The sequence below is a fragment of the Pantoea sp. SGAir0180 genome (genome assembly GCF_043546245.1).
Genome location: NZ_CP028071.1, coordinates 363,865 through 380,604, shown reverse-complemented (window position 1 = coordinate 380,604; position 16,740 = coordinate 363,865). Strand labels below are relative to the sequence as shown.

The 16,740-nt window shown below is 51.7% G+C and carries 18 protein-coding genes, 4 tRNA genes and 1 other annotated feature; of the genes, 6 read left to right on the top strand and 16 right to left on the bottom strand.

Features of this window, described 5'->3' with window-relative positions:
• Positions 1-227: 227 nt before the first annotated feature.
• The 3 genes from raiA (at position 228) to pheA (ending at position 1,969) form a co-directional block, all read left to right on the top strand.
• Positions 228-560 carry a ribosome-associated translation inhibitor RaiA gene (raiA, locus tag C1N58_RS01885; protein ID WP_006120701.1) on the top strand — a complete coding sequence of 111 codons (333 nt, stop codon included), beginning with the start codon at positions 228-230 and terminating at the stop codon, positions 558-560.
• A 99-nt stretch (positions 561-659) separates the two neighbouring features.
• Positions 660-783: a sequence feature (Phe leader region), on the top strand.
• A complete protein-coding gene (locus C1N58_RS01880) occupies positions 661-708 on the top strand; it encodes a hypothetical protein (RefSeq protein WP_193750318.1) in 48 nt (15 codons plus the stop codon). (Overlaps the previous feature by 48 nt.)
• A gap of 22 nt (positions 784-805) precedes the next feature.
• On the top strand, positions 806-1,969 hold the full coding sequence (gene pheA, locus C1N58_RS01875; protein ID WP_054633247.1) for a bifunctional chorismate mutase/prephenate dehydratase: 1,164 nt from the start codon (positions 806-808) through the stop codon (positions 1,967-1,969).
• Between the two features lie 36 nt (positions 1,970-2,005).
• Here the strand turns inward: pheA and tyrA are convergent, their stop codons facing one another.
• A complete protein-coding gene (gene tyrA, locus C1N58_RS01870) occupies positions 2,006-3,127 on the bottom strand; it encodes a bifunctional chorismate mutase/prephenate dehydrogenase (RefSeq protein ID WP_006120703.1) in 1,122 nt (373 codons plus the stop codon).
• 6 nt (positions 3,128-3,133) lie between these two features.
• Positions 3,134-4,213, bottom strand: a complete 1,080-nt coding sequence (locus C1N58_RS01865; protein WP_054633246.1) for a 3-deoxy-7-phosphoheptulonate synthase — start codon at positions 4,211-4,213, stop codon at positions 3,134-3,136.
• Positions 4,214-4,497: 284 nt separating this feature from the next.
• Between C1N58_RS01865 and C1N58_RS01860 the strand changes: the two genes are divergently transcribed.
• Positions 4,498-5,025: a GNAT family N-acetyltransferase gene (locus tag C1N58_RS01860; protein ID WP_054633245.1), complete on the top strand. Its 528-nt coding sequence runs from the start codon at positions 4,498-4,500 to the stop codon at positions 5,023-5,025.
• A 21-nt stretch (positions 5,026-5,046) separates the two neighbouring features.
• Here the strand turns inward: C1N58_RS01860 and C1N58_RS01855 are convergent, their stop codons facing one another.
• The 6 genes from C1N58_RS01855 to ffh all read right to left on the bottom strand — a co-directional run bounded on the left by C1N58_RS01855 (position 5,047) and on the right by ffh (position 9,506).
• The gene (locus tag C1N58_RS01855; RefSeq protein WP_033739511.1) at positions 5,047-5,601 is read right to left on the bottom strand and encodes a hypothetical protein; all 555 of its coding nucleotides are present in this window, start codon (positions 5,599-5,601) and stop codon (positions 5,047-5,049) included.
• Between the two features lie 398 nt (positions 5,602-5,999).
• Positions 6,000-6,347: a 50S ribosomal protein L19 gene (gene rplS, locus C1N58_RS01850; protein WP_006120707.1), complete on the bottom strand. Its 348-nt coding sequence runs from the start codon at positions 6,345-6,347 to the stop codon at positions 6,000-6,002.
• A gap of 42 nt (positions 6,348-6,389) precedes the next feature.
• Positions 6,390-7,151 (bottom strand): tRNA (guanosine(37)-N1)-methyltransferase TrmD, encoded by a 762-nt coding sequence (gene trmD / locus C1N58_RS01845; RefSeq protein ID WP_006120708.1) that lies wholly within the window; start codon positions 7,149-7,151, stop codon positions 6,390-6,392.
• A 35-nt stretch (positions 7,152-7,186) separates the two neighbouring features.
• Positions 7,187-7,735, bottom strand: coding sequence for a ribosome maturation factor RimM (rimM, locus tag C1N58_RS01840; protein WP_006120709.1), 549 nt, complete (start codon positions 7,733-7,735; stop codon positions 7,187-7,189).
• An 18-nt stretch (positions 7,736-7,753) separates the two neighbouring features.
• Positions 7,754-8,002 (bottom strand): 30S ribosomal protein S16, encoded by a 249-nt coding sequence (rpsP, locus tag C1N58_RS01835; protein WP_033739514.1) that lies wholly within the window; start codon positions 8,000-8,002, stop codon positions 7,754-7,756.
• 142 nt (positions 8,003-8,144) lie between these two features.
• Positions 8,145-9,506 carry a signal recognition particle protein gene (ffh, locus tag C1N58_RS01830; protein WP_006120711.1) on the bottom strand — a complete coding sequence of 454 codons (1,362 nt, stop codon included), beginning with the start codon at positions 9,504-9,506 and terminating at the stop codon, positions 8,145-8,147.
• A gap of 167 nt (positions 9,507-9,673) precedes the next feature.
• Here ffh and C1N58_RS01825 point away from each other — a divergent pair, with 167 nt between their 5' ends.
• Together C1N58_RS01825 and C1N58_RS01820 are read left to right on the top strand one after the other, a co-directional pair.
• Positions 9,674-10,471, top strand: coding sequence for a cytochrome C assembly family protein (locus C1N58_RS01825; RefSeq protein ID WP_006120712.1), 798 nt, complete (start codon positions 9,674-9,676; stop codon positions 10,469-10,471).
• Positions 10,472-10,489: 18 nt separating this feature from the next.
• Positions 10,490-11,776: an HlyC/CorC family transporter gene (locus tag C1N58_RS01820; protein ID WP_033739517.1), complete on the top strand. Its 1,287-nt coding sequence runs from the start codon at positions 10,490-10,492 to the stop codon at positions 11,774-11,776.
• Positions 11,777-11,888: 112 nt separating this feature from the next.
• Here the strand turns inward: C1N58_RS01820 and luxS are convergent, their stop codons facing one another.
• The 8 genes from luxS to C1N58_RS01780 all read right to left on the bottom strand — a co-directional run bounded on the left by luxS (position 11,889) and on the right by C1N58_RS01780 (position 16,739).
• Complete coding sequence (luxS, locus tag C1N58_RS01815; RefSeq protein WP_054633244.1) at positions 11,889-12,404, bottom strand: S-ribosylhomocysteine lyase; 516 nt, start codon at positions 12,402-12,404, stop codon at positions 11,889-11,891.
• Positions 12,405-12,555: 151 nt separating this feature from the next.
• On the bottom strand, positions 12,556-14,160 hold the full coding sequence (gene gshA, locus C1N58_RS01810; protein ID WP_054633243.1) for a glutamate--cysteine ligase: 1,605 nt from the start codon (positions 14,158-14,160) through the stop codon (positions 12,556-12,558).
• A gap of 31 nt (positions 14,161-14,191) precedes the next feature.
• A complete protein-coding gene (locus C1N58_RS01805) occupies positions 14,192-14,620 on the bottom strand; it encodes a YqaA family protein (RefSeq protein ID WP_006120716.1) in 429 nt (142 codons plus the stop codon).
• Positions 14,617-15,183 (bottom strand): fructose-1-phosphate/6-phosphogluconate phosphatase, encoded by a 567-nt coding sequence (gene yqaB, locus C1N58_RS01800; RefSeq protein WP_394564864.1) that lies wholly within the window; start codon positions 15,181-15,183, stop codon positions 14,617-14,619. Before yqaB ends, C1N58_RS01805 begins: the two co-directional genes overlap by 4 nt.
• A gap of 747 nt (positions 15,184-15,930) precedes the next feature.
• Positions 15,931-16,007: transfer RNA gene (locus C1N58_RS01795), tRNA-Arg, on the bottom strand.
• 178 nt (positions 16,008-16,185) lie between these two features.
• Positions 16,186-16,262: transfer RNA gene (locus C1N58_RS01790), tRNA-Arg, on the bottom strand.
• 188 nt (positions 16,263-16,450) lie between these two features.
• A tRNA-Arg gene (locus C1N58_RS01785) sits at positions 16,451-16,527 on the bottom strand.
• A gap of 135 nt (positions 16,528-16,662) precedes the next feature.
• Positions 16,663-16,739: transfer RNA gene (locus C1N58_RS01780), tRNA-Arg, on the bottom strand.
• Between the last annotated feature and the right edge of the window lies 1 nt (position 16,740).

Here is a 16,740-nt window from a genome sequence, read left to right as displayed (position 1 = left end):
TTTGCGCACAGAACAGGCAATATTGACACGTTGCCGCTGAGCTAACCTATCAACAATGCCTTGTTAATGCCCTGGCTTCAAGCCTTTTCGACCACATTCTCGCCCTTTCTCACAATTTGCCCTGGTTGACAAAAAGTGACATTTTTTTGTGATCAAAATCACACAAATACAGAATTATCGCGCTATGCTGGATCTATTCCGACGGCAATCACAGAGAGGTAAGCATAATGATCGTGAACATTACCAGTAAGCAAATGGAAATTACTCCAGCCATCCGTGAACACGTCGAAGACCGCCTTGCCAAGCTTGAGAAATGGCAAACTGACCTGATTAATCCGCATATCGTCCTGTCGAAAGAGTCCAAAGAGTTTGTGGCAGACGCGACCATCAACACACCAAACGGTACCCTGGTCGCCAGTGCCAAACATGACGACATGTACACCGCTATCAATGATTTGATCGGCAAACTTGAGCGCCAACTCAATAAAGTCCAACACAAACCTGAAGCGCGGCGTGCGGCCAGCAGCGTGAAAGATTTCACGCCAGCAGCCGAAGAGTAGCCTCATCCCCGCTTTTCTGACGCGCCTCCGGGCGCGTTTTTTGTTGACAGCTTTTCGTGAGTACGGTTACTCTCAGGTCAGCTCAATTTTGGAACGCCTCATGAAAATACTGTCGTTTTTCTTCGCTTTCTTTTTTACCTTCCCCTGAACGGGAGGCCATTCGTCGTGTAAAAAGAAAGCGAAGACGAACAACAAAGCCTCCCAATCGGGAGGCTTTTTTATTGGATAGCTTACAGGTGAGCCTTATGACCCCGGACAATCCGCTTCTGGCGCTGCGTGAAAAAATCAGCGCCGTGGACGAAAAACTACTGACGTTACTTGCCGAACGGCGTTTGCTGGCTGTGGAGGTGGCAGAAGCGAAACTCGCCACCCATCGTCCTGTCCGTGATATCGAACGTGAGCGCGCGCTGATCGAACACCTTATTGTGCTGGGCAAAAAGCATCAGTTAGATGCGCATTACATTACCCGTCTGTTTCAGTTAGTCATTGAAGACTCCGTGCTGACACAGCAGGCATTGCTGCAAAAGAACCTGAACCATCCGCATGCACAGGCTGCGCGCATCGCGTTTTTAGGGCCAAAGGGCTCTTATTCTCATCTGGCTGCGCGACAGTATGCTGCCCGCCATTTCGACAGCATGGTGGAATGCGGTTGCCTGAAATTCCACGACATTATTAAACAGGTTGAGAACAACGCGGCAGACTACGCTGTCCTGCCCATCGAAAACACCAGTTCCGGCTCCATCAATGATGTTTATGACCTGCTTCAACAGACCAATTTGTCGATTGTCGGTGAAATGACGTTGCCCATTGAGCACTGCATGCTGGTGAGCGGCCCGAGCGACCTGGAACAAATCGACACGGTTTACAGCCACCCACAGCCTTTCCAGCAGTCCAGCCACTTTATCAACCGTTTTCCACACTGGAATATTGTTTACACAGAAAGTACCGCCGCCGCGATGGAAAAAGTGGCCGCGCTCAACTCGCCGAAGGTTGCGGCTATCGGCAGTGAGGCCGGAGGTGAGCTTTATCAGTTACGCGTGCTTGAGCGCCATCTGGCTAACCAGCAGCAGAACCATACTCGCTTTATTGTTCTGGCACGCAAACCTATTGATGTCTCCGATCAGATTTCGGCCAAAACCACGCTGATCATGGCAACCGGTCAACAGGCAGGTGCACTGGTTGACGCCCTTTTGGTCCTGCGCCAGCACAATCTCATCATGAGCAAGCTGGAATCCCGTCCAATTAACGGCAATCCCTGGGAAGAAATGTTTTATCTGGATGTGCAGGGTAATTTGCAGTCTGAGAAAATGCAGCAGGCACTGGAAGAACTTCGCGCCATGACGCGTTCACTGAAAGTTCTTGGCTGCTATCCCAGTGAGAATGTGATTCCTGTGGAACCCAAGCAATAGAAATGAAAAAGGCATCCGGTTGGATGCCTTTTGCTTTTAAGGACGGCTGTCGTTAGCCGATCGCAGTAAGCTTCTGCTTTCAACCAAAAAGCGTTTTGCGTGATCGCCAAACCAGGCCTCAACCCGATTGAAGCTGGCGATAAAGGCGTGCTTATCGCCTTGTTCCAGCAAAGCAATCGCTTCGCCAAATCGCTGATAATACCGCTTGATAAGATTCAGGTTATTTTCAGACGACATGATGATATCCGCATAGAGCTGGGGATCCTGAGCAAACAGGCGCCCAACCATTGCCAGCTCCAGCCGGTAGATAGGCGATGACAACGCCAGCAGTTGGTCAAGATTGACGTTCTCTTCCGCCAGATGCAGCCCATAAGCAAACGTCGCAAAATGGCGCAGGGCCTGAATAAAGGCCATGTTCTGATCGTGCTCTTCCGCACCGATACGATGAAGGCGCGCGCCCCAGACCTGGATCTGCTCCAGAAACCACTGGTAGGCTTCCGGTTGTCGCCCATCACACCAGACCACAACCTGCTTGGCCAGGCTGCCGCTGTCAGGCCCAAACATTGGATGCAGACCCAATACTGGCCCGCGATGTGCGGCCAGCATCGCCTGCAAAGGGCGATGTTTAACCGAGGCAAGATCCACCAGAATGCAGTCATCCGGCAAGGGAGGAAGCCGGTTAATCACCGCCTCTGTCAGATGAATAGGGACACTGATCATCACCATACCGGCATCCGCCAGCAATGTATCCGCCTTGTCCCAGTCATCTTTGTCCAGCGTCTTTACCGCATAGCCAGACAACGTCAGCATTTTATTGAACAGGCGCCCCATCTGCCCTTCACCGCCGATAATCACGATTGGGCGAAGCGCAGGACACAATGTTTTAAAACCTTTATCGTTTTCGCTGGCGTAAGATTCACGCATCACCCGGCGTAATACGTCTTCGATCAAGTCCGCAGGAACACCGAGGGCCTCAGCTTCTTTACGACGCGACGCCAGCATCGATGCTTCACGTTCAGGGACATAGACCGGCAAACCATGGCGGCTTTTGACTTCACCCACTTCAGCGACCAGTTCCAGACGTTTTGCCAGCAGATCCAGTAAAGCTTTATCTACCGTATCAATTTGTTCACGTAATGCGTTTAGTTCCGCGACCATTACCTATCAGACCTCGTGTGAAAAACGCGCCGCCAGCGCCCCTTGTAGCTCATGATGCATGCCACGCAGTAAATCTTCGGTAACCTGCCAGTTAATGCAGGCATCCGTGACGGAAACACCGTACTTCATCTCGCTGCGCGGCTGCTCAGAAGACTGGTTGCCTTCATGGATGTGACTTTCCAGCATCAAGCCAATAATTGAGCGGTTACCTTTTTTGATTTGCGCAACGGCAGATTCCGCTACACCGGGCTGACGGCGGTAATCTTTATCGGAGTTACCATGGCTGCAATCTATCATTAAGGCCGGACGGAGTCCCGCTTTTAGCATGGCGGCTTCGCACTGCGCCACATCTTCAGGGCTGTAGTTGGGCGCTTTTCCTCCGCGTAAAATGACGTGGCCATCCGGATTACCCTGCGTTTGCAGCAGGCAGACCTGGCCCGACTGATTGATCCCGACAAACCGGTGAGGCATCGCCGCCGCACGCATGGCATTAATCGCCGTGCCCAGGCTGCCATCAGTCCCGTTTTTGAAGCCAACCGGCATGGAGAGCCCTGACGCCATCTCACGGTGCGTTTGCGATTCCGTTGTACGCGCACCGATCGCCGACCAGCTGAAGAGATCGCCCAGATACTGTGGGCTGTTAGGATCCAGCGCTTCCGTAGCTAAAGGCAGGCCCATGTCGACCAGATTAACCAGCAATTCACGTGCAATATGCAGCCCTGCTTCCATATCAAATGAGTTATCCATGTAAGGATCGTTGATCAACCCCTTCCAGCCAACGGTTGTGCGGGGTTTCTCAAAGTAGACGCGCATAACAAGATAGAGTTGATCACTCACCGTTTCGGAAAGAGTTTTTAAACGACGCGCATAATCAAGAGCGGCTTCTGTGTCATGAATAGAGCAAGGACCGCACACCACTAACAGGCGTGGATCGCGACCGGCAATGATATCGGCAATGGTCTGGCGCGATGCCGCGATTTGCGCCTGCTGCGCAGGGCTTAACGGAAACTTGGTTTTCAGCTCTTCAGGGGTGATCAACACTTGTTCATTCGCAATGTGAACATTGTTTAGCGCGTCTTTTTGCATCTTGCTGTCCTTTACACTCATTTATGCGTTTACAGGATCCTCACAGAGGATGTGGCACTACTGTACCATAACTGATACACGCAACAATGCTGGATGTACACTTTATTTACCACTACCCATAAAATCCTTGGCAAAATAAATTAAATACCAATAAAAACATAATATTAATAAAAAACAAATGAACTCAAAAGTCGCTGAATGTGTAAACTTTAATATACACACAAGAATTTTACGTGGCGGTATCGCCTGTTAAGATAAGCGCATTCCCACAGAGAGGCAGAAATATGGTTCAGATCCCACCAACAATCCGGCTACGTCCTTTTCAGTTAAACGATGTCGAGGCATTTACCGCGGCGGTAAATGCCTCACTTGATACCCTTTTGCCCTGGATGAGCTGGGCACACGAAAACTATCAGCCTCATGAGGCCGAAAGCTGGATTCGCTTTACCCACTTACAACGGGCGGTACGAGAATCAGAAGAGTTTGCGATTGTGGATGCGCAGGATCGTCTGTTAGGCGGTGCTGGTTTTCGTTTTGCCAGCGAGCCGGGCGCGTTGTGTTCCCTCGGTTACTGGGTGCGCAGCGATGCACAGCGCCAGGGCGTGGCTACGCAGGCGGTGAAGTTATTACTGGAATTTGGCTTTGCGCGACCGGATGTGCGGACAATCGAACTGCTGGCGGTGGAGAACAACTATGCCAGCCGGCGAGTGGCAGAAAAAAGCGGTGGGCGCTTTATCGATTACCGTTATGGCTTAATTGTCCTGGACAGCGGGCCAGTAAACGCGGCGATCTATCATTTTCAGCGCCCCTGATGTCAGGTCAGCCGGGCATTCTCAGAGGCTATAAGCCTCAACATAAGCGATAAGCCAGTCGTCAACGGTCATGCTTTCATTTGTCCGCCAGACAATAACCATGCCGTACTCAATCCGGTCCAGTTCGAATGCGCGTAACTCTCTGTAAAAATGACTATAACCTTTAATAAATCGCCCATCGCAGGATTCCACATCGACGCGTTGGTAAACGACCTTGCCCTCATAGTCAAAATAACTGAAGCCGATCTCTTTCATGTTCAGCCAGGGCATATCCACATCGACTAACGGGATATGCGGCTTAACTGCCGTGGCTTTCTGCTTCTTACGCGCCATTTCCTTTCTGTGTTCACGGCCAGCCCAGACAATGATGAGGTTCAGCGCTACCAGAATCAGGGCCGGACCATATAATCCAATGGCGAGAAACAGGGGAAACAACACGAACACCATGAGGGACCACAGCACGGTCAGAATGCGGCAAAGCCATAGATTGCTGTTGCCTTCCAGCGCATAGCGGGCTGAACGAAATGAGGCGATGGAAAGTAAAAATCCAGAAAGAAAAAAAAGAGCGTCCTTCACTACCTGTCCTTATGATAATGCGCACCTTCCCGGGCAACCCCTCTCATGGGCGAGACGACGAAAATCGGGGAGGCAATATTTATGCAGCCGCTCATGGCAGCGTGCTTTTATTTTGCAGTACGGCCCTGTCTTCAACGCGCGAACGGCGGGACACATGTTACCTGAAAACACCGGCAGAGACGCCATCCCTTGCTGACGGGAGTGACCGTGATCGTCCTTCACGCCGGGATTCGTCATCCTAAACGACAATCAGCCCTGTCAGGCCGACAGACCCGGACTGCGGGCTGCATCGGGTAAGTCTTTTCTGTAAAAGCGTTTCTCTGGCAATAAAAAAAGGGGCTGGCATGCTGCCAACCCCTTGTTTGCTATTAACTTTTAGATGTCGCGTTAGCGATACCTTAGCTAAGACGCTCTTTGATACGAGCAGACTTACCAGTACGCTCACGCAGGTAGTACAGTTTGGCTTTACGCACAGCGCCACGACGTTTAACAGCGATGCTGTCAATTACCGGAGAGTGAGTCTGGAAGACACGCTCAACGCCTTCGCCGTTAGAAATTTTGCGAACAGTGAATGCAGAGTGCAGACCGCGGTTACGAATAGCGATAACCACGCCCTCGAATGCCTGCAGACGTTTTTTAGAACCTTCAACGACCCATACTTTCACTTCCACGGTATCACCCGGACGGAAGGAAGGTACGTCCTGTTTCATCTGCTCTTGTTCAATTTGCTTAATAATGTTGCTCATAATTAAATCTCTTATCCTGGGTAAACTGATAGTCAGGGAAGATTACTCTTCCGCATCATCGTTTTGTTGCTGGTGTTCCTGTTGGAACGCCTTAAGCAACCTTGCTTGCTCTTCAGTCAGAGCCAGGTTTTCCAGAAGTTCAGGTCTTCTCAGCCAGGTACGGCCTAGCGACTGTTTCAGGCGCCACTGGCGAATATCGGCATGGTTGCCCGACAGTAATACTGGCGGAACCTCCATCCCTTCTAACACTTCAGGTCGGGTATAGTGTGGACAATCCAGCCATCCCTCCGAGAACGAATCCTCATCGGCTGACGCCTGCTTGCCGAGTACTCCCGGAATGAACCGGGCGACTGCGTCAATCATCGTCATTGCGGGCAGTTCCCCACCGCTGAGAACGTAATCACCGATTGACCATTCTTCATCAATTTCGGTCTGGATTACGCGCTCATCAATCCCTTCATAGCGGCCACAAACAAGAATTAACTTGTCGCGTGACGCCAGTTCGCAAACGCCCTGTTGGTCCAGTTTGCGCCCCTGAGGTGAAAGATATATCACCCTGGCACCCTCTCCCGCCGCTGCTTTCGCTGCGGAGATGGCATCCCGTAAAGGTTGTACCATCATCAGCATTCCCGGTCCGCCACCATAAGGACGATCGTCCACAGTACGGTGCCGGTCGTGCGTGAAGTCACGTGGACTCCAGCTTTGAACGCTGAGCAGGCCATTTTTTACTGCCCGGCCAGTTACCCCGTAATCGGTAATAGCGCGAAACATTTCTGGAAACAGGCTAATTACACCAATCCACATTGTTTTCGCCGTTACGTTACCGTTTGATTCGGAGATCAAAAACCAGGATCCCAATCTACTTCAATAAGGCCAGTAGCGAGATCGACTTTCTTGATAACCTGTTCATCAAGAAACGGAATTAACCGCTCCTGTACACCAAACGCATCTTTCAGGTTTGCCTTCACGACGAGAACGTCGTTCGAACCGGTTTCCATCATATCGATGACTTTACCCAGCTCGTAGCCTTCAACGTTGACCACCTTGCAACCCATCAGGTCTTTCCAGTAGTACTCACCGTTTTCCAGCGCAGGCAGTTGCGTAGAGTCGACCTGAATTTCGCAATTGGTCAACTGTGCCGCCGCATCCCGATCGTCAATGCCTTTGACTTTGATGATCAGGTCCTGATTGTGGTGCTTCCAACTATCCAGTTCCACCTGCTGCCATTTACCGGCGCGCTGGATAAACCAGGGTTGGTAGTCAAAGATGCTTTCAGCGTCTTCAGTGGAGGAAAACACTTTGAGCCAGCCGCGAATGCCGTATGCAGCGCCCATTTTGCCCAATACAATCGGGTTAACAGGTGCCTGTGCGGCAAGTTGTCTGCTCATGCTCACCACCGTGACAGATTAAGCTGCTTTCTTTGCTTCTTTGATCAGCGCGTTAACGCGATCAGAAAGCGTTGCGCCCTGGCCAACCCAGTGCTCGATACGATCCAGATCCAGACGCAGTGCTTCAGCCTGACCAGAAGCGATCGGGTTGAAGAAACCTACGCGCTCGATGAAGCGACCGTTGCGTGCATTGCGGCTGTCAGTAACGACGACCTGATAGAACGGACGCTTTTTAGCGCCGTGACGTGCCAAACGAATTGTTACCATAACATCCTCTTCAGTTAATAAAACACCCGGCCCCCATCGAGGAACGGGGTCCGGGTGCTGTATAAAAAGCCCGAAAATTTTACTCATTTTGGCGCAAAAAGCAACCTAAACTGAGCCATCCCAGGCTTTTTTGTGGAACCCCTTAGCGTCCGGGGAAACCTGGCGGCATCATACCTTTCATGCCGCGCATCATTTTCGCCATTCCGCCCTTCTTCATTTTCTTCATCATCCGCTGCATGTCGTCGAACTGCTTTAATAAGCGGTTAACGTCCTGCACCTGCATACCGGAGCCGGTGGCAATACGGCGCTTACGTGAGCCTTTGATGATTTCTGGTTTTTCGCGCTCTTTGCGCGTCATCGAATTGATGATGGCTTCCATGCGCACCAGCACTTTGTCATCCATCTGCGATTTCACGTTGTCAGGCAGTTGCCCCATGCCCGGCAGCTTGCCCATCAGGCTCGCCATTCCGCCCATGTTGCGCATCTGCTTCAGTTGCTCAAGGAAATCGTTGAGATCAAAACCGTCGCCGGTTTTCAGCTTCTTCGCCAGTTTTTCCGCTTGCGCGCGGTCAACTTTGCTCTCGATATCTTCAATAAGCGAGAGGACGTCGCCCATACCAAGGATGCGTGAGGCGATACGGTCCGGATAAAACGCTTCCAGCGCATCGGTCTTCTCGCCCATCCCCATAAACTTGATTGGCTTGCCCGTGATATGGCGAATCGACAGCGCGGCACCGCCGCGCGCGTCACCATCCACTTTCGTCAGGATAACCCCGGTCAGCGGCAGCGCTTCATTAAAGGCCTTCGCGGTATTCGCCGCATCCTGACCGGTCATGGCATCCACGACAAACAGGGTTTCAACCGGATTAATCGCGGCATGAACCTGTTTAATCTCGTCCATCATCGCTTCGTCTACGTGCAGACGACCTGCGGTATCCACCAGCAATACATCGTAAAACTTGAGTTTGGCTTCACGCAGCGCGTTGTTGACAATATCAACAGGCTTCTGGCTCAGATCGGACGGGCAGAAATCCACCCCCACCTGCTGTGCCAGAGTTTCCAGCTGTTTGATCGCCGCCGGGCGATAAACGTCCGCGGACACCACCAGCACTTTTTTCTTGTGCTTTTCACGCAGGAATTTACCCAGCTTACCCACACTGGTGGTTTTACCCGCACCCTGCAGGCCCGCCATCAGCACGACAGCCGGCGGCTGCGCGGCCAGATCCAGCGCGTTGTTTTCTGCGCCCATCGCCGCAACCAGTTCATTGCGGACGATTTTGATAAATTCCTGCCCCGGCGTCAGGCTTTTATTGACGTCATGGCCCACCGCGCTTTCTTTTACGCGGTTAATGAAATCCCGCACCACCGGCAGCGCAACGTCAGCTTCCAGCAATGCCATGCGCACTTCGCGCAGCGTGTCTTTGATGTTGTCTTCAGTCAGCCTTCCGCGGCCGCTGATATTGCGCAGAGTTTGCGACAAACGATCGGTTAAATTGTCAAACATTGTCTCTCACTTAAAAAAAATCGCGAGGCGCCATATCGGCAGAATGCGGCGGATTATAACACGAAGCCGAGCCGATCTCTTCAATTCCACCTCAGATCGTTTGGAGCCTGCTTCGCCTGGCGCTATACTGCCCTTTTCCTTTATCTGACTGATGCCTGAAAGGAACTATGTCCGTTTTCGCGATTGTGGCGCTGTTCGCCTACTCCCTGAGTCTTGCACTCATCATCCCCAGCCTGTTGAAACGTCAAAGCGGCTGGCGTCGGTTAGCTGTGTTGTCGGCCTGTGTGGCGCTTGTCACCCACGCCGTCGCCCTGCAGCAACGAATTTTCGCTGTCGATGGCGGGCAAAACCTCAGCCTGCTGAATATTGGTTCGCTGGTCAGCCTGCTGATCTGTGCCATTATGACCATTGTTGCCTCACGGAATCGTGGCTGGTTACTGCTGCCGATTGTCTACAGCTTTGCCTTAATTAACCTGGCTTTTGCCACATTTGTACCGAACGCATTCATTACCCATCTTGAAACAACGCCAGGCATTATGATCCACATTGGCCTGTCGCTGTTTGCCTATGCCACGCTGATTATTGCGGCGTTGTATGCGTTACAGCTGGCATGGATTGACTACCAGTTGAAAAACAAAAAGCTGGCCTTCACGCAGGATATGCCACCGCTGCTGACCATTGAACGGAAGATGTTCCACATCACCCAGGTCGGCGTGGTGTTACTGACGCTGGTGCTGTGTACAGGCCTGTTCTATATGCACGATCTGTTCAGCGCCGAGAACGTGGATAAAGCCGTGCTGTCCATAATTGCCTGGTTTGTCTACATCGTTTTGCTCTGGGGCCACTATCATGAAGGCTGGCGCGGTCGCCGTGTGGTGTGGTTCAACTGCAGCGGCGCTGTGCTGCTGACGATGGCTTATTTCGGCAGTCGCGTGCTTCAGCATCTGCTTATTCACAGTTCTTAATCAAAAGGAAGTTTTGCGGTGGAACATGTTTCGACCACGACCCTGATTGTCACGCTCATCATCATGGTGTTGGTTTCAGCCTACTTTTCGGGTTCTGAGACCGGCATGATGACGCTCAATCGGTATAAATTGCGTCATCAGGCAAAAAATGGTCACCGCGCCGCCCGCCGCGTTGAAAAGTTGTTAAAGCGTCCCGATCGCCTTATCAGCCTGGTGCTCATCGGGAATAACCTGGTCAATATCCTTGCGTCCGCCATTGGCACCATTGTGGGAATGCGCCTGTATGGTGACGCCGGTGTGGCGATTGCGACGGGTGTTCTGACCTTTGTCGTGCTGGTTTTTGCCGAGGTGCTCCCTAAAACCGTTGCTGCGCTTTATCCAGAAAAAGTCGCCTATCCCAGTAGCTTTCTGCTGGGCCCGCTGCAGTACGTTATGCTGCCGCTGGTCTGGTTACTGAATACCATTACGCGTCTACTGATGCGTCTTGTTGGCATTCGGGCAGAAGGGGCTATCAGTTCCGCGTTAAGTAAAGAGGAACTGCGCACTATCGTTTATGAATCACGTACGCACATGTCCCGACGCAACCAGGACATGTTGCTGTCCGTACTGGACCTGGAAAAGGTCAGCGTGGACGATATTATGGTGCCACGCAATGAAATCGTCGGCATCAATATCAATGACGACTGGAAATCCGTGATTCGTCAGCTCAGCCACTCACCGCACGGTCGTATTGTACTGTTCCGCGACTCACTGGATGACTGCGTGGGCATGCTGCGCGTGCGTGAAGCCTGGCGCATGATGACGGAGAAAAAAGAGTTCACTAAAGAGATGTTGCTGCGTGCCGCTGATGAAATTTACTACATCCCGGAAGGCACTCCGCTTAATACGCAGTTGGTGAAGTTTCAGCGCAACAAGAAAAAGACCGGTCTGGTCGTTGATGAATATGGCGATATTAAAGGGTTAATCTCTATCGAGGATATTCTGGAAGAAATTGTCGGGGACTTCACTACCTCGATGTCGCCGTCACTGGCCGAAGAGGTCATGCCGCAAAACGATGGCTCGGTGCTCATTGAAGGCAGCGCCAATATTCGTGAGATCAACAAAGCTTTCAACTGGCAGTTACCCGAGCAGGAAGCGCGCACGATTAACGGCATGCTGCTGGAGGCGCTGGAAGAGATCCCCACCGTTAATACGCGAGTCCGGGTGAATCATTACGACGTCGATATCCTGGATGTGCAGGATAATATGATTAAGCAGGTGCGCATTACGCCACAGACGCCGCTTAAACAGTCTGTAGGCTCCTGAGCAGAATAGGCGGCTTTTTATTGGCCTGGCTCCGGCTTTTTGCATAAACGGCGAGCCGTAACCCAATAAAAAACGCCGCGTATGCGCGGCGTTTTTGTGAGAACAGCCCAGACTAGATGTGCAGCTCTTTCAGCTTTTCAGCAGGTAGTTTCAGGTCGTCATTGTGGTTAACGCCGATCTCCTGTGCCAGCACATTACGGGCAATTTGCTGCGCTTCATCCAGCGAATGCAGCTTGTAACTCCCACACTGGTATTCATTCAGCTCAGGAATCTGGCTCTGATCTTTCACTTTCAGCACATCTTCCATCGCGCCTTTCCAGGCCTGTGCCACACGTTGCTCATCTGGCGCACCAATCAGGCTCATGTAGAAGCCGGTACGGCAACCCATAGGTGAAATATCGACAATTTCTACGCCATCACCGTTGAGGTGGTTACGCATAAAACCTGCAAACAGATGCTCAAGCGTATGGATGCCACGTTCAGTCAGAATATCGATATTGGGGCGACAAAAACGCAGATCGAAAACGGTAATCGTATCGCCATGCGGCGTCTTCATGGTTTTTGCAACACGCACGGCGGGCGCGGCCATGATGGTATGATCTACAGTAAAACTATCCAGTAATGGCATACGTCACCTCTTAGTCTGAAAAATTTTTTATGAACGATGAAACTTTTCCGATCGCCCAGCGTCTGAATATATGAAAGACGCGCATTTGTTATCATCCATCCCTGACAACAGAGATGTTAATTTGGCCACAGTGATGTGGCCTTTTTCTTTTCTACCCTTCCCGGCTGGCCAGATAGGTTTCAAAATCCAGCGTATCACTCGCTTCAAGCTGCTGTTGCGCCGCAACAGATGCCTGCGCCTGTTGCGCAAAGTCCTCTGGCTTTAACACTTCCAGCGGCTCATTAACCAGCAGCTGACGATACTGTTCCGCCAGCATAATCCCCGTGCCCGTTACGCCGTGTTCTTTCATGGCATTCAGAATACGCGCCGAGTAGGTTAGCTCAGGATCGTCAAAGGATGCTACCAGTTCATCGCAGACCTGCTGATATTCAGTGGTGCCCTGATTACTGTCCAGCGCTTCTGCTACGCGGCGCAGGTCGGCGAACAAGGTTTTGCCCACCTCGCGCAGTGAATATTCCGCCTCACCACATCCTACCGCAATCTTCAGGTCAGGCTTACGTCCTTCCAGCACCACGCGGTTCCAGTTCTGCCGGCTACATTGTAATTCATCAGCGCTCATTTCAGGCGCGTCTGCCAGCGTGCACCAGATCAGGAACAGATCGAGGAAGCGGACCTGATTCTCATCCACACCAACAGGTGAGAAGGGATTAATGTCCATGGAACGCACTTCAATGTACTCAATGCCACCCCGTAACAACGCATCTGATGGAGCTTCTCCGGAACGGGTAACGCGTTTCGGACGAATCGGCGCATAGAGTTCATTTTCAATCTGCAATACGTTGGTATTCAGCTGTAACCAGTTGCCCTCAGCATCCCGGGTGCCCATCTTCACAAAGTCTTCTGAAGGCGTTTTAATCGCTTTTTTCAGTGCGCTGACGTAACCCTCAAGGGAATTAAAGGTAATGCCCAATGCGCTTTGTGACTTGTTGGTGTAACCCAGGTCGCTCAGACGTAACGATGTCGCGTAAGGCAGCCACAGCGTGCCTTTGTCATCGTGTTTAAACGGCAGTGCGCTTTCTTTGCCCTGCAGGAAGCTGGAGCAGATAGCGGGCGATGCGCCAAACAAATAAGGAATGACCCAGCCAAAGCGATAATAGTTACGAATCAGGCGCAGATAGCCCGCAGAAATCGTCTCTTTACCACTTTCGTAATCTTTTACGTCTGCCCATGCCTGCCAGAACGACAGCGGCAGAGAGAAATTATAGTGAATGCCGGAGATGGTTTGCATCAGCGCACCATAGCGGTTTTTAAGCCCCTGGCGATACAGCGTTTTCATCCGACCAATATTCGATGTGCCATACTGCGCCAACGTAATCTTATTGGCGTCCTCAATCAGGCAAGGCATGCTGAAAGGCCACATGCGTTCGTCACCGAGCTCATCCGCAACATGGCGGTGGACATCGCGCAAAAACGCCAGCATATGCTCAATGCTGTGATCGACTGGGGTAATGAACTCCAACAGCGTCTCAGCAAAGTCAGTGGTGACCCAGTCATGCTTAAGCGCCGATCCGAGCGACGCAGGATGCGCAGTCGTTGCAAGATGTCCATCCGGCTGCACGCGCAACGTTTCACGTTCGATGCCACGACCAATGCCTTTTAATGCATCAGGATGCGCCTCCAGCCAGGATAACGCTTTTGATACGTCGGGGATCACATTAACCTCCGGCTGTGTGAATAATTTATTTTTGTTCAGCATAGTGTTAACCCTAGCCCCGAATCTGTACGAATCAATGCCACCATTCCATGCCCTGTAATGTGGCGGTCGCAATAACGATGTAACGCAGAGTTTTGCCAATCGCCAGAAACAGCACAGTAGGTAGCCAGGCAAAACGCAACCAGCCTGCAAGCACGCAGAGCAAATCACCGACTACCGGCAACCAACTCAATAACAAAGCCGCTGGCCCAAGCCGCTGCAACCATGCCATTGCTGTTTCATGCCATCGCCCCTGACGTTTTAACGGCAATAAGCGACCCAAAATTATGTTGGTCAAGCCACCCAGGGTATTCCCTAACGATGCGACTCCAATCAACCCGTAAACTGATGCGCTTTTCGCGATCAGCAATGCAACCAACAGCGCCTCTGAGCTACCCGGAAGTAGCGTCGCACTAAGAAAGCTGCTGCTCAATAAAGACAGATATGCCAGCGTCTCGCTCACAGCAGACGGACATCAACCACGGCCATACCTGCGGCTTTCGCTGCCTGTACGCCAAAATCTGCGTCTTCAAATACCACACAACGCGCCGGTTCAACGCCCAGTAATGCCGCACAGCGCAGGAACGTCTCGGGCTCCGGTTTGTGATGCTCGACGTCATCCGCCCCAACCACCGCCGAGAAGAGATCTCTGACACCCAGATGATTAAGAAGTGCATCTGCCATGGCGTGCTGGCTACCGGTGCCAACAGCCAGTGGTCGACGTCCGTGATAAGCCTTAACGACGTCCATTAACGGAAGCGGCTGGACATTTTCCAGCAGCATCGCTTTCACTGCCTCCGTTTTTTCTGCGGCAAGCAGATAAGGATCGTGATCGGCGTTATTGGTTTCGACAATTAGCTGCGCCAGCCGCCATGATGGCGCACCATTGAAATCCATCATGCGCGCTTCATCAAACGTTAAGCCATAACGCGTCAGCACCTGACGCCACGCTTTTCGATGTGTCGGTTCTGTATCAAGAATAGTCCCGTCCATATCGAAAATCAGGGCGTCGTATTGATCGTAGATTGTCACAGAGGACCTCCAACAAATGAGCCACTACTTTAGCTGAATGTGCGTAGGTTGTCGCCAGGCGGGATGAACAGCAAATGCTTTGAAAGCATTAGCTATTTTAGTTTTCAGATAAAGGTGATCGTGATGGAAAGCCTGTAACCCTTCGAATTTCCAATGGTTTTAGCAGGAAAGCAGAACGTAAGCATTATGTTAAGAAAGCCGAAGTGCCTGCCATCCGGGACAGAAAGTTTACGTCGCGATAAACACGATATTCCTTACAAAATCAGCCTGATCGAGAGGAATTCAATACTATGTTTATGACTAAAACAGTTAAGTTGGCGTTCTGGATTGCGACGGTAAGGCTGGCTGTTACGCACCTGCTGCACCAGGACGGCGTTGAATGAAATACACGACGCCAATCCTTGCTTTTGCGTTTAGCACGCGTGGCGAGGTTGTGTGGACTGTCAGGTGGAGCGCAGAGAGAAGGCGTTTGAAGATTAATCGCGATACACCGGGAGGATGATTCGGCTCGCGCCTTACCCTTCGGGCCGTTGCTGACGCAACGCTGGTTCTGACTGGCAGACTGAATGGCTTACAGACCAGGAACACATGTTCGTACTGAAAAGTAGGGTGCATCCGGGAGGATGATTCGGCTGACGCCTTACCCTTCGGGCCGTTGCTGTCGCAACGTTATCCTCCCTGGTTCTGACTGACAGGCTGAATGGCTTACAGACCAGGAACACATGTTCGTACTGAAAAGTATGGTGCATCCGGGAGGATTCGAACCTCCGACCGCTCGGTTCGTAGCCGAGTACTCTATCCAGCTGAGCTACGGATGCATTTAGAAAGCTTTATGGGACGGCAGAAGCCAGTCTGGGGATAATACGAAGAATGGTGCATCCGGGAGGATGATTCGGCTCGCGCCTTCCCCTTCTGTCCGTTGCTGACGCAATGCTGGTTCTGACTGACAGATTAAATGGCTTACAGACCAGGAACACACGTCCACACTGAAAAGTATGGTGCATCCGGGAGGATTCGAACCTCCGACCGCTCGGTTCGTAGCCGAGTACTCTATCCAGCTGAGCTACGGATGCATTTAGAAATCTTTTATGGAACGGCAGAAATCAACCTGGGGATAATACGAAGAATGGTGTATCCGGGAGGATGATTCGGCTCGCGCCTTACCCTTCGGGCTGTTGCTGTCGCAACGTTATCCTCCCTGGTTCTGACTGACAGATTAAATGTCTTACAGACCAGGAACACACGTCCATACTGGAAAGTATGGTGCATCCGGGAGGATTCGAACCTCCGACCGCTCGGTTCGTAGCCGAGTACTCTATCCAGCTGAGCTACGGATGCATTATGAAATTCTTGTACAACGCAGGGTGCTAACGACTCACCATGAAGGAATTGCTAATTCACTTTACAACTCTGTTCCGATACCGTTCTCTGCTGGCGCGTAGCCTTGCATCAACGTGTCCATATTCAACGATATGGTGCATCCGGGAGGATTCGAACCTCCGACCGCTCGGTTCGTAGCCGAGTACTCTATCCAGCTGAGCTACGGATGCA